Source organism: Desulfobulbaceae bacterium DB1 (assembly GCA_001914235.1).
GTDB lineage: Bacteria > Desulfobacterota > Desulfobulbia > Desulfobulbales > SURF-16 > DB1.
The window spans coordinates 413,638-426,474 of record MQUF01000003.1 but is presented as its reverse complement, the minus strand read 5'-3'; the positions used below and the strand labels follow the sequence as shown (position 1 = coordinate 426,474).

Sequence of the window (12,837 nt, the reverse complement as noted above, 5' to 3'; positions counted from 1 at the left end):
AAATCGTCAGACCCCAGTTGAGCCCGAAAAATTCGAGAACTTATCTTGACTTTGGGTCTCCGGGGATAGGTGGACTTCCATTGTGTCGTGATGGGGAATAGCTGATCACTCAGGTCATCGGCTTATTGAGCTCCATTTTCCCTTATTCTGTTTTAAATCTTAGCAGCCCGTTGAAAAAACTTAAATTTCGAAAAACAGCGGCCGCAACCGACAGCCGTATGAAAAGTCCGTCATTTTCAAAAAAGACCTCTGCCTGATCAATATTTCGGGCAGTAGCAGGGCAGAAACTGTGGCAAAAATGACAAAAATACCCAAAATAAGGCGACACAGGGCATCGGCCATCCCTTTTGGGGTACCATGTCCGAAGATTTCCCGCATGAGAAGTCCCAAATTGTAGGCAGCGGCATGAATCAGGTAGCGTTTACTGACATTTTCCAGACCGCGAAGCGTCATCCGGGCAAGATTGCCACCTCGCTTGAGCATGGCAAAACTTCGTTCCACAATCTCGGAACGCCGACGGGACAACTGTTTTCCGTGGTCTCCCCGAGTGCGGCGGCGATTGCCGTGAAATTCCCGGCAGGCCTCTTTGTCGCCATGCCAACTTCGTCTCTGTTCGCTCTGCCGCTCCGGAATGTAGGTGGTGATCCCTTTGTCGGCATTGAGTTTCCTGATCAACTCCGCCTTGTGGTATCCTTTGTCGGTAACCACGCACAGCAGTTCCGGCGCTTCGTCACCGAGAACGGCAAGGTTCTCCTCGACTTGTTCCAGCGTCTCCTCGATGCTTGCCGTATCGCCCTGATCAGCCGGATGCACCACGACGCCCAGCATGGCCCCGGTGGCAAGATCGACCGCATGTTCCGCCTTGTAGGCAAGATGGGTCGTGCCATTCTTCATCTTGGCGATACGGGCGTCGGGATCGGTTTCCGATTGCCACTCGCGATTGGAAAGTTTCTTGCCTGTGCGTTTCCTGTCGAAACGGGCAACGTCGGCGGCATCACCTGGCTCTTGACCTGCCTCGCGCATCAACGTTTTGACATAGTCGGTGTAGGAGGAACCGGTATCTTTTCGCGCCAGACGCCGCAGAGAGGCATTGGCTTCAATGGTTGTCGAGTCGACACCAGTCGCGTATGCATCGATCAGCCCGTGTTGATGGACAATGCAGAGGATACGCTGGAAAACCTTGGTGTACAGCTCCAGCGGCAATCGTTGCCGCCAGATGGTGAAACTTGAATGATCCGGCGTTTTTTCGTGAATCTGATAGCCGAGGAACTCCCGCAACGACATCCTGTCACTGCAATGCCAGGCAATGCTGCGTTCGGACTGAAACCCTTCCAGGTAGCCGACAAAGAGCATGCGGAAGTAGACACCTGGAGGAATCGAGGGACGACCTGCTTCCGAGAAAAAGGGGGCACATTCCTGTTCCAGCCAGACGTCAAATCCATCGTCATCAAAAAGACGGTTGAGGCGGGTGTAAAAGGGATGGCCACCGCGTGGGGCCAGGTCGCTATGGGCGATCCAGAGCGGGAGCTGTTTATGTTTTTTGCGTTTACCGATGGCCATGAAGAAAAACCCCTGTTGTGTGATGAGTTGTCACGACATTTTACCCGATCGGCCGATTCATTCAATCTCAATCAATGGCCACAACAGGGTTTTTCAACGGGCTGTTATCCTCCTAAAACCTTCTTGGTTACCGCGATCAGCTGTTCCGGTTTGAACGGCTTGACGATCCAGCCGGTGGCGCCCGCCGCCTTGCCTTCCGCCTTCTTCGAATCCTGGGATTCGGTGGTCAGCATGATGATCGGTATGAATTTGTTGGGCCCGCCGCTTCTGACTCCCTTGATCAGCCCGATGCCGTCCAGATTGGGCATATTGAGGTCGGTGAGCAGCATGTCGACCTTCTGGGCGGCGAGTTTGCTCAGGGCATCCTGCCCATCCACCGCCTCGATGACATCATAGCCGTTCTGCTTGAGGGTAAAGGCCACCATCTGCCGGACGCTGGCCGAATCGTCGGCCGTCATGATCAATTTTCCCATTATTTCCCTTCTCCAAACCAGGTGCAGATATTTCCGTTGTTATGTTTGCAGACGCCGCGAAACCGCGCCCCGCAGGCGTCAAGAAGCTCGATCAGGGCCTTGGGCCGTTCATTTTGATAGCGAAAGCTGCTGCCCGCTGCTGCCGCTGTTTTGCATGCCGAACAAAGAATCTGCAGGGCGGTGATGTCCATTTCGACATCGGCTTCAAACTCCACCGCGACATTGCGGGAGCCGGCCAGCCCTTGCCGGAGACGCTGGGTGAAATCAGCGGCGTTCTCAATGGTCAATCGTTTGCCGCTGTTGATGACGGTCTGGTCGTTTGCTTGACCGGAACTGCTGGTTGTCGGATTTTCCATGCACTTTTCTCCTGGCAGATAAGGCGGTTCGCCGTTAAAACAGATCCACATTGTCGCCGAATTCCGAGTCACCCTTGCCGGGGGTGGCCTCCGGGATCTGCAACTGGCCGCCTGCTGCGGTCGGCTCTTTGCGTTTTCCGGCAATGGCTTCGTGAATGCGCCGTTCACTTTCCATGGTGTAGCGCTCCTCCATGAGACGCAGGTTTTGCTTGAATTCCTCACTGGCCGGTTCCAGCTTGCGGGACTGGTCGACAATGGCGTGCAGGGCGGCCGCCACCTGGTCCGCCGTGGCGCGGCTCCGTTCATGCACATCAATACCCGCCGTCACCATCTCCACTTCCTCGGTGAGCGCATCGACCATGCCGTGCATCCTGGACAGCACGGCAAGCAGCTCGGCGTTCATGCCGCCAAGCATTTCCACAATTTCGGACACCTCTTTTCCCATGCCGCTGATCTTGGCGCCGAGAATGATTTCCGCTTCATCGGTCTTCATGGAGAGACGACCGGTCGCCGCATTGATTTCCGTCAGGGCGGTGGCGATCGAATCGGTTTGATGCACCGTTTCATCGGAGAGCTGCTTGATTTCTTTTGCCAGCACCTCCAGCGCCGCTCCCTCGGCTCCCGTATGAGCCGCCTTTATCTGTGCGTTCAGCGCGATATGGACGGTTGCGTACCCGATGGACTCAATATCGCCGACAAAAACGGTGATTTCACCGATTGTCTCCGCCACTTTCTTCATGGCCGCGGACATGTCCCGATCCGTGTCGGTAAAGGTAGCGAGCAAGGAGGTGACGGTTGCTATGCCGTGGCTGATTCCGTCGAGAAAGGAGGTATCGGAGGCGTCCATCAATCCCATGGCGGCAAGCGTTTCTTCCGCCATGGCTGTTTGCTTGCGGGCGAGTTCGCGCAGATTGCCGACAATGGACGAAACCGCGGTGTGAAACTCCGTTGAAGCGAAATGCAGCTGGGCCTCCTGCAATTCACAGACATTGCCGGCTTCGATGATTAATGACCGGCGTTGATCAGCCGCGCCGGAGCCGTGAACAGCGTCAATATCCGTTGACAGGCCTTCCAGCGCCTCGACGACATGCTCCAGCTGCTGCCGGTTGATGTCGTGAAACTGCATGGAGGAAACAACCTCGCCGATATTGCCGGCAATCTCGCCGGACACGGCGGCAACCCGGGCGCCAAGCCGGGTGAAGCGCTCATTGACTGCTTCGAGCTCTCGCAGGCTTGCCGCCGTATTGGCCAGGGTTGACGACACCTCGGCATCATGGCACGATTCCGTGGACTGGACAAGGGCCATGCTCTCGCTGACCATCGAGGTGAGCAAATGCCGGTGTTTCAGGATGGCTTCGGACTTCTCGTTTATCTGGTGGGAAAGTTTCTCTACATCCATGGCAAGGTTGACAAAGCCGCTTCCCATATCCCCCAGGCGGGCGCTTTCAATCTTAATGGCCACGCCCAGAATGTGCAGGGTCATGTCCATTTTCTGGAATCCTTCCAATGGTTTTGAAATCTGCACCAGCAGATCCTGAAATCGCTGCAGGGTGGTGAAGGTTTCAACACTTCGCGCCCGTGCCCTGGCCAGATAATCCTCCATGTCCCCCATCATCTGGCGCAACCGTTCAAGCAGGGCCTGCATGCGCGGGCCGGAGGCCGCATCCACCAGATGATCGGCCAGCCCGGAAATCTCGCCGGAATGCCGGTGAATCCCCTGCATCTGCTCGCCGATCCGCAGGAATTCGCTTTCAGTGGCACCGGCCAGTTGCCGGAGTTCCGCCATGGCGGAATCGAGTGAGGGCCGCCAGGCGTCAGGGAAATCATGCCGCGTCGGACCTGTCTTTTTGGAAAACTTGTCAAAAAACATGCTTCTCAGGATGTCCCTCTCAGCAAGGGGAATCCTGAAAGATGTGCCGTATCCAGGATTGCCTCCAAATATTTTTTTGTGCCGCTCGGAGATTTCTTCGTTCAGGCGGTTTCATGCGACGTGCTGCCCGGTTTTTCCTTGCAGATTCAAGGCAAGCGCCCAGCCTGCCTGTCAGCAACTTGATTTACTAAACAATATATTAGGCAGATGCCTTGAGGTTAATCAAGCAAATTTATGGCTGCCTGCGCCGAAAGGAAAAAGGGAAAGAAGGCTTTTTTTTTACAGAACTGATTTGAATCTGAATCGAGGGACAGCCGCACTTCAGGTCACCGGGGGGATGATTTTTCGGTATCCGTGTGCCCTTCCACATGAACCGTGACAACAACCTTTTCCATGACCGCAACAACCGGCAGCCGCTCTTCACGCTGACAAAGGCTGCCGGTGGGACAAGCCGCCGCGCAGACGCCGCAGAAAACACAGGCATACGGATCGTATTCCCATAATTCATCCTTGCGCCGCACCGTAATGCATTGCGAAGGGCAGACCTTGGCGCAGATGCCGCAGAGAATGCAAATTTCGGGGTTGTTGGCCAACCTTCCCCTGCTGCCGGCAAACGGATCTCTTTTTTCGAGAGGATAGAGCCTGGTCGCGGGCCGCTTGCAAAGATTCACGATAACGATCGGCGTCATGAAAACCATGGGTTCACCTTTCAGCGCTCGGTGCAACTGACACAGGGATCAATGGAAAGGAGCACCACCGGCACATCGGCCAGTTCCATCCCCGGCAGCATGAAGCTCAGGGCCGGGATATTGGCAAAGGTCGGGGTGCGGATGCGCAACCTTTCCAGAAACTTGGTACCGTTTGCCCTGATATAGTAAAGGCACTCGCCCCGGGGCTGCTCCACCCTGGAAACAATCTCCCCCTCGGGATTGCCCTTGACCTGCACCACGAGCTCTCCCGTGGGCAGTTTATCAAGGGCCTGCCGGATCAGATCAAGCGACTGCAGCACCTCCCGGAAACGGACCTTGCTCCGGCTGTAACAGTCACCGTCTTCTTCCACCACCGGCTGAAAATCAAGCTCGCCATAGGCGGCATAGCCGAGCATGCGCATGTCCTGCCCGATCCCGCTGCCCCGCAGCACAGGCCCGGCACAGCCGAGTTCCATGGCCAGGTCTCCGGTCAGCACCCCCTTGCCCCTGGTCCGCGTCTGCAGGGTGTAATCCGCAAGAATTGTCTTCTCCAGGCGCGCCATCTCCTCGCGTACCCGGCAGAGCTCATCCCTTATCCGGCTGATCTGTCCTGGGTCAAGATCCCGCTTGACCCCGCCGATGACATTGACCGACAAAATGACCCGGTTGCCGGCAGTGGCCTCGTTGATGTCCATGATGCGCTCCCGCACCTTCCAGACCTGCATGAACAGGCTTTCAAAGCCCATGGCATCGGCAAAAAGGCCCAGCCAGAGCAGATGGCTGTGCAGCCGGTGCAGCTCCGACCAGATCACCCGTAAAAAACGGGCCCTGGGCGGGATCTCCACCTTGAGCAAGGACTCAATGGACTGACAGTAAATGAGCGAATGCATCATGGAACAGATGCCGCACACCCGCTCCACCACCTGGATCATCCGGCGGAAATCGCGGATATCGGCCAGCTTCTCAAGCCCCCGGTGCACATAGCCGAAGGCGGGCATGGCGCTGGTGACGATTTCGTCCTCAACCGTGAGATTGAGATGCAGGGGTTCGGGCAGCACCGGATGCTGCGGGCCGAAAGGGATCACGGTTTGTGCCATTTACCCCTCCCTTTCGTCCTGCAGTTTGCGGAGAAAGGGAGGCTCCCCCTTATCCTCCTCAAGATAAAGGGTGCCTTTATAATCCGGCGTTAATCCGGAAAAAGAAAGGCCGAAATGGTCCTGAATTTCATTTTCCACCAGATAGGCGGCAAAAAAAATGGACGAGATGCTGGGCAGCGGCCTTGCGGCGTCGGCCCACAGGCGAAGATGCAGGAGACGGAGCTCCCGGTCGAAATGATAAAGCAGTTCGGCCCGGCCCTCCGTGACTCCGGCGCAGGTCATGGTGACGAATCGATATCCCTGGGCCTTGAGATGTTCGATCCTCATGGCCATGTTTCCCATGCTGATGCTTTCCGCCTCCATCATCACCTGTCCCCCTCTTTCAACCTGTTTTGCAAGGTGTTCAGGGCACGCACCACCCCGTCAATGACGGCTTCCGGTTTCGCCGGACAGCCGGGGACAAAAACATCCACCGGAATCACCTTGTCGACGCCGCCCACCACGTTGGGCGCCTGCCGGAAAATCCCGCCGGACAGCCCGCAGGAGCCGATGGCCACCACCGCTTTCGGCTCGGTCATCTGCTCGTACAAAACGCGTAAAACCTTTTTGTTGCGATAATTGACCGTGCCGGTCACCAGCAGGATATCCGCATGCTTGGGGTTCCCCACGTTCATTGCCCCGAAGCGTTCCACGTCATAAAGCGGAGTCAGGCAGGCCAGGGTTTCAATGTCGCAGCCGTTACAGCTGCCGCAGTCAAAATGAAGCAGCCAGGGCGACTTGGCGCACGCGGCACGAAACAGCTTGGCAAGAAGTGTCATTTCCTTCACCAGGCAAGCAGGCAGAGGTTGAGCAGCGCCATGCCGAGCGCCAGGAAAAGTCCTTTGCCGGTCATCCACCGCCAGGTAAGGCGCGACGAAATGTTATCCAGCAAAAGAACCGTCAGAAACGAAACAGCCGGCAGCAGCAGCATGCCCCATGGTGTTGCCCAGAACAGGGCGCTGAGACCAAGACAAAGGATAACCTCAAGCCAGTGGGCTATTTCAACCCAGGCGAGATGCGAGCCGCTGTATTCGGTGTAAACGCCGCGGACAAGTTCCTGATGGGCATGGTGCGACCCGGCAAGATCAAAGGGGGATTTGTGCATGGTGACGGCCAGGGCAAACAGAAAGGACACATAAAGCAAGGGGACGCGAAAAATGACGGGATCCGCCTGTGAAAAAACCAGCTCGATCCGAAAACCGCCGCATATTTTATAGATGGCCCAGGCCAGGCAAAAAAGCACGGATTCACAGCACAGCATCTGCCACAGGTGCCGCTGGGCGCCGATCTGACTGTAGGGAGAAAGGGAACTCATGGCGCCGAGGACCAGAAATCCCCCTGCGGTCGAGGAAACAAAGATGATAAGCAACAGGTTGGACTGCAGGGCGAAAAGGACCACCGCCGTTGCCGTTGCCCCGAAACTGACCCGGGCGCAGAACGCCTGCCACGGATTGACCAGCACGGCCTTTTTTCCCATCAGCTTTATCACGTCCCAGAACGGCTGGGTCAGGATCGGCCCCTTGCGCGACTGGAGGCGGGCGGTCAGCTTTCTGTCGATTCCGCGCACCAGCCCGCCCAAAAACAGCGCCAGAGCCAGGGATGCCGGGACGATAAAAAGGGGATGACCTGTCAACGCCATAGGTCCCCCGTCAGCATAAAGAAAAGAAGTCCCCCGGCAACAATATTAAGCCAGACGGTGAGGCGCTTTTCGCCAAAAACCGGCAGCAGATAGGAGTTGCCGGCTGCGGCCGTGATGCCTTGTTGCAGCGGACCGGTGAACTGCCCCGGCATTCCGCTGTTCGCCCCGCACAGGTAGGGGGTTGCCGATTTATCCTTCATCGCCTTCCTTGCGGCGCGAAACGACCAGATCGCAACCAGCACGGCGATGGCGCACAAAGAAACAAACGGCATCAATCCCGGCGAACCGGCGGCGATCGCCGGCGGTAATTCATGAAAGTTCAATTGGTCCGCGGGCGCCGCGACCCATGCCGCCAGCCGGGGTGAGGCAAAACCAAGGATAACGGCCGCGGCGCAAAGGCCGGCAAGGCAAAGCAAGGTGAGCCGCGGTTTTTTCTCCGGCATGAAGTCTGCCGGCGCATTGATGCCGAGCAGCGTGCCTGCCAGCCGTACCCAGTAGAGGACGGTAAAGGCGCTGCCCAGGGCAACCGGCACGAAAAAAACCATGCTCTGCGCCCCGGCCTCCAAAACCAGCCATTTGCCGACCAGCATGCCGAAAGGCGGCATGACAAGGGTTATCATGGCCAGCACGGCACACAGCACGGTCAGCGGCATTTGCCGGTAAAGTCCGCGCATCACCTCGATGTCCCGGCTCTGCAGGTGCTGCTCCGCCGCGCCGGTGCAGAGGAAAAGCAGTCCCTTGGAAACCGCATGAAAGACGAGAAGCAGGATGCCGGCCAAAATAGCGGACGGTGTGCCGATCCCGGCACAGGCAAAAATAAGCCCCAGGTTGCTGATGGTGGAATAGGCGAGAATTTTCTTGGCATTCTGCTGCCCCATTGCCAGGACCGCGGCGGCAAAAAAAACAAATCCACCTGCCAGGGTCAAGCCCTCGGCAAGCATGGTTCCGGCAAAGGCCGGGGCGAAACGCAGGACAAGATAGGCCCCCGCCTTGACCATGGTGCTTGAATGAAGCAGGGCGGACACCGGAGTCGGCGCGACCATTGCCCCCAGCAGCCATTTCTGCCAGGGAAGCTGGGCGGACTTGATAAATGCGGCCGGAACCAGCAGGCCGAGGGGCAGCATGGCCGCCCAGCCGTCGGCTGATCCCCTGGCCAGAAGCTGCATGTCGGTTGACGCGGCCTGCCCATAGAAGCCCCAAACGGCAAGCAGCAGCAACAAACCGGCCAGACTGTTCATCCACAGGGCGGTGAGACCATTGGCCACCGCCTCTGCCGTGCCGTCATGGCTGATCAACAGATACGAGCAGAGTGTCGTCAGTTCAAAGAAAAAATAAAAATGGAGCATATTATTGGTTACAACAAGGCCGTTCATGGCGCCGAGAAAAAAAAGCAGAAGGGCAAAAAAGGCGGGCTGTTTTGTGTGCGGGAGCCGGCCGTGTTCTTCGTGGGCCCGCATGTAGGGAACGGCAAAGAAACAGATGATGCCGCCCACCAGACAGACAACCCTGAGCAAAACAAGGGAAAGGGAATCAACATAAAAGGGAGAATGGACGGCTTCCCCCTGCACGACAAAAAAATCAAGAAAGGCAAGGATGCCTGCCTGGCAAACCGACAATGCAATTATCAGCCAATGACGGCGACGGCAGCCCAGGAAAAGAACGACGAGCAGCACGAGAAAATCAGCGGCAAGAATGAACCGGTTGTAAAAGGACGGGAAAGGACGAGCGACGGAGGGAAAAGGTGCCTTGTCAACAAGCAGCGAGCAGAACGCCAGCACCGCCACCGTCCCGCCGACCAGGACCAAGCGAGGAAGGGCTGCGCGGCACAGGAAACAACCAATCCCTCCGACAAAGGGGAAAAAAATGAGAACCAGGAAAAGGGATTCCGCCATATCGTTGCATCCTTTTGCCGGGGGGAAAGAGCGTCAAGGAACAAAACCAGGCCGTCACGCACTCATGTTCTCATAAAGAATCCGACGAAGTCAAATGTAAAATTGCGGCATGGCGACCCGCGATCTCACCCCTGCAACAACTCGGCAAGCAATGCCGGAACAGCGGTGATGCACGCCGCCCCGCTGTTGAGCGCTTGCAAACGATCCGGCAGATCGCCGCTGATCAGCAGGGGCACATCATCGCTCGCCGACAGAGGCGGATACCCGTGGGAACCGTGAATCAGGCCGGTATCCTGGGAAATTCTCCGGCTGCCCGGTTCCAAAAAAAGTTCCAGGGGATCATAGCCGGGCTTGCGATGAATGTCCACCTGCCCGGCGAAATCAGGCTCCCGCTGCCTGTCATCCCACCAGTAATAGGAAAACCATCTGTTTCTGGCGCTCACCGCGACAATGTCGCCGCTGTTGGCGTGATCCACCTGAAATCTTCTTTTCCCTTCCCTTTCCAAGAGAAAATCGATGCCGTCGACCTTTTCCAGCACCTGACGCACTGTTTTTTCATATCCGGGCTTCAGATAAATATGGGCAATCTGGTGGTCAACCATGGCAAAGGCCGGGGTCAATTCAAAATCCACATAGTCACGTCCCTGGATCGACCTGATGGCGAGCAGGCCGTTTTCCCGCAGTATCCGGTTCAAGGCGATATCGCCCCGCACCTTGTTGAAGGCGTATTCAGACACCACGACAAAGACCGTTTCATCCCGCAGGCCAAGGTCATCCACCGCCTGGACGATTCTTCCCACTTCCGCGTCCACCAGCATCAGCTCATCCATGACAACGGGATGGTCCGGTCCAACCTTCTGGCAGCAGTAATCGAGATGGGACAGATAGACAAACATGAGATCAGGCCGGATGCGTTCCAGGGTTCGGACCGCAGCCCCGGCTATCCACCGGCTTGACTCAATGGAGGTCATCGGCCCCCAGTAATGCATGAGATTAAACGGGCCGATATCGGCCGCGAGCTCTTCATAAAAACCCACCGGCTTGGAATAGCACCACTGGACGAGCCCCTCATCGGTATGCATGGGCCGGGGAGTGACGATGCAGCCGCAATCGGCATGGAGGGTATTCTGCATGAAAAGCGCGGCGGTGGTCAGGCCCGGCACCCTTCGGTTGAGGTAATCCCAGATCCTGTCATGCTGAACCAGGCTTGCCGCCTGCTCCCAGAAAGAAACTTCGCATAATTGCCGGTTGTAAAAACCGTTGGCGACGATGCCGTTCTGCCCAGGAAACACCCCTGTGGTCAGCGCCGCCTGCACCGGCAGCGTCAGCGCCGGGAAAACGGTTTTCATCCCGTGCAGCCGGCCCCTGCCCGCAAGGGCCGCCAGATGAGGCAGTTTTTCTGCCACCGCAAAGTGATCGGGACGTAAACCGACGACATCAAGGACAATAACTCTTCTTTTTTTCATCGCATTGTCTCCATCCATGCTACGTAACATAAAAAAAACGGGCTATCAGCAGGGCGGGCAGCAGACAGAAGACAACGGGCAGGCCGGCAACAACCCCCTGCATGCCGGCGGCGTATGCCGCATCAAGAAAGGGGATGGCCAGAATCAGCGACCTGACGGACTGCTGCACACTCGAGGCGGTGTCTTGCCGGATCGCACGGCGCAGCGGCGGCAGAACCAGACCGGCCAGCAAAACCAGATAAATGAATGCATCAGCCTTGACGTCACCCATGGCGACAAGTCCGGCAAACAACAGGAAAACAGCAGCGATGCCGCCCGTCATAAACCATGCCCGTCCACCGGCATTTCCCTCGGTTTCAAGACGGCTGAACATGGTCACCAGAAAAATATAGCAGAAACTGACCAGGGGAAAAAGCAGGGGAAGCGAAACAGCAAGGGCCGGACTCATGCCGAGCAGCAGATTGCCGGCCCGGCAGGCGGCCATGTTGAGCGGCCCAACAATGTCATGCTGCTTGCTCCGGCAATCATACAGGATAACAAGCAGGACAATGGCCAGGGCAAGAGCGAACGAAACAGGCCCGGCCAGATAAGCCCCGCAGAGACCGGCGGCAAACAGAAAAAAAGTCACTATCAGGGCCTCCCGGCCACTCACCTTGCCGGAGGGCAGCGGGCGGGATGGCCTTTCCCGGGCATCCACTTCACGGTCGCAGAAATCATTGAGCACGCAACCGGCTGCATAGATGCCGGAGGTGGCAAGAACAAGAGCGCCGAGTTCAGCAATGTCAACGGCAAAACCCCGGACAATGACGTATCCGGCGACAATATCGGCAACGGCGGTGAAGACATTGGGCAGCCGCATCAGTTGCAGACAGGCCTTGATTTTGCGAAGGGATATCCGACCCATTGTTATTGACTCTGCCGCTGCGTCCGGATGTGTCGCAGATAGTCCAGCGACTTGGCCGCCGCTTCCGCCGGTCTGTCTTCGTATGGATAGAGTTCCACCGTGACAAAACCATCATAGCCGCTTCCGTCGATTTCCCGGAGTACCGACTTGAGATCAATGGCGCCCTCGCCCGGCATGAGATGGTGATGTTTTCTGGAGGAGGCGATATCTTCCAGGTGATAGTGGCCGGTATACTCTTTCAATTGGGCAACAAGCTCCGCCGGGTCTTCACCCGCGCAGTAAAAATGGCCGATATCAAAGTTGAGGCCAAAGACGGCGGGATCAAGCTGCTGGAAAAAATCCAGGAACTGGCTGCTTGTTTCAATGAGCAGATCCGGTTCCGGTTCAATCAGCACCTTGACGCCGGAACGCGCCGCGTCACCGGCAATCTCCATCAACCCCTGCCGGAACAGCTCCAGGGCTGCTTCCGGGGCCATGCCGTCCAGAGGGCCGCCCGGTTCGGTGGAGATGGTGGATGCCCCGATTTCAGCGGCAAGCCTGATACAGTCCCTGGTGTGTTCGATGCGGACAGCGCGCCCTGCTTCATCCGCTTCAATCCAGGAAGGATGCCAGGTGTCGCCCACCGCCCAGAGCATGAAGGCGTTGATATTGGACACCTGCAGCTTGTGCCGCGCCAAGGCAGCGCCTATCAAACGCACATCCTTTGCCGTCATCCGCGGCGGATAGGCATGGGGAATGTCGGCCATGATTTCAATGCCGTCATACCCCAGCCCGGCAATGATGGAAATGGTCTCCACCAGGCTGTAACGGCGGAAGGCGTTGGCGCTGAAGGAAAATTTCACTTTTTTCGCG

The 12,837-nt window shown here is 57.2% G+C and carries 13 protein-coding genes; all 13 read right to left on the bottom strand.

Annotated features, from left to right (window positions below; translation table 11 throughout):
* Window positions 1-180: 180 nt before the first annotated feature.
* Complete coding sequence (locus BM485_04320; GenBank protein ID OKY76465.1) at window positions 181-1,560, bottom strand: hypothetical protein; 1,380 nt, start codon at window positions 1,558-1,560, stop codon at window positions 181-183.
* A gap of 104 nt (window positions 1,561-1,664) precedes the next feature.
* Window positions 1,665-2,033 carry a two-component system response regulator gene (locus BM485_04315; protein OKY76464.1) on the bottom strand — a complete coding sequence of 123 codons (369 nt, stop codon included), beginning with the start codon at window positions 2,031-2,033 and terminating at the stop codon, window positions 1,665-1,667.
* On the bottom strand, window positions 2,033-2,389 hold the full coding sequence (locus BM485_04310; GenBank protein ID OKY76463.1) for a hypothetical protein: 357 nt from the start codon (window positions 2,387-2,389) through the stop codon (window positions 2,033-2,035). Before BM485_04310 ends, BM485_04315 begins: the two co-directional genes overlap by 1 nt.
* A 34-nt stretch (window positions 2,390-2,423) precedes the next feature.
* A complete protein-coding gene (locus BM485_04305; GenBank protein ID OKY76462.1) occupies window positions 2,424-4,259 on the bottom strand; it encodes a hypothetical protein in 1,836 nt (611 codons plus the stop codon).
* A 326-nt stretch (window positions 4,260-4,585) separates the two neighbouring features.
* On the bottom strand, window positions 4,586-4,957 hold the full coding sequence (locus BM485_04300; GenBank protein OKY76461.1) for a hypothetical protein: 372 nt from the start codon (window positions 4,955-4,957) through the stop codon (window positions 4,586-4,588).
* Window positions 4,958-4,968: 11 nt separating this feature from the next.
* Entirely contained in the window at window positions 4,969-6,045 is a 1,077-nt protein-coding gene (locus BM485_04295) for an NADH dehydrogenase (GenBank protein OKY76460.1), read from the bottom strand.
* Complete coding sequence (locus BM485_04290; protein ID OKY76459.1) at window positions 6,046-6,411, bottom strand: hypothetical protein; 366 nt, start codon at window positions 6,409-6,411, stop codon at window positions 6,046-6,048.
* Window positions 6,411-6,863: an NADH:ubiquinone oxidoreductase gene (locus tag BM485_04285; protein ID OKY76458.1), complete on the bottom strand. Its 453-nt coding sequence runs from the start codon at window positions 6,861-6,863 to the stop codon at window positions 6,411-6,413. The genes BM485_04290 and BM485_04285 overlap by 1 nt, the downstream gene beginning before the upstream one ends.
* 5 nt (window positions 6,864-6,868) lie before the next feature.
* Window positions 6,869-7,723: a hypothetical protein gene (locus BM485_04280; protein ID OKY76457.1), complete on the bottom strand. Its 855-nt coding sequence runs from the start codon at window positions 7,721-7,723 to the stop codon at window positions 6,869-6,871.
* Window positions 7,714-9,615, bottom strand: a complete 1,902-nt coding sequence (locus BM485_04275; protein ID OKY76456.1) for a hypothetical protein — start codon at window positions 9,613-9,615, stop codon at window positions 7,714-7,716. The genes BM485_04280 and BM485_04275 overlap by 10 nt, the downstream gene beginning before the upstream one ends.
* A gap of 125 nt (window positions 9,616-9,740) precedes the next feature.
* Entirely contained in the window at window positions 9,741-11,081 is a 1,341-nt protein-coding gene (locus tag BM485_04270; protein OKY76455.1) for a hypothetical protein, read from the bottom strand.
* A gap of 19 nt (window positions 11,082-11,100) precedes the next feature.
* Complete coding sequence (locus BM485_04265) at window positions 11,101-11,961, bottom strand: hypothetical protein (protein OKY76626.1); 861 nt, start codon at window positions 11,959-11,961, stop codon at window positions 11,101-11,103.
* A gap of 26 nt (window positions 11,962-11,987) precedes the next feature.
* On the bottom strand, window positions 11,988-12,827 hold the full coding sequence (locus BM485_04260; protein ID OKY76454.1) for a xylose isomerase: 840 nt from the start codon (window positions 12,825-12,827) through the stop codon (window positions 11,988-11,990).
* Window positions 12,828-12,837 lie beyond the last annotated feature (10 nt).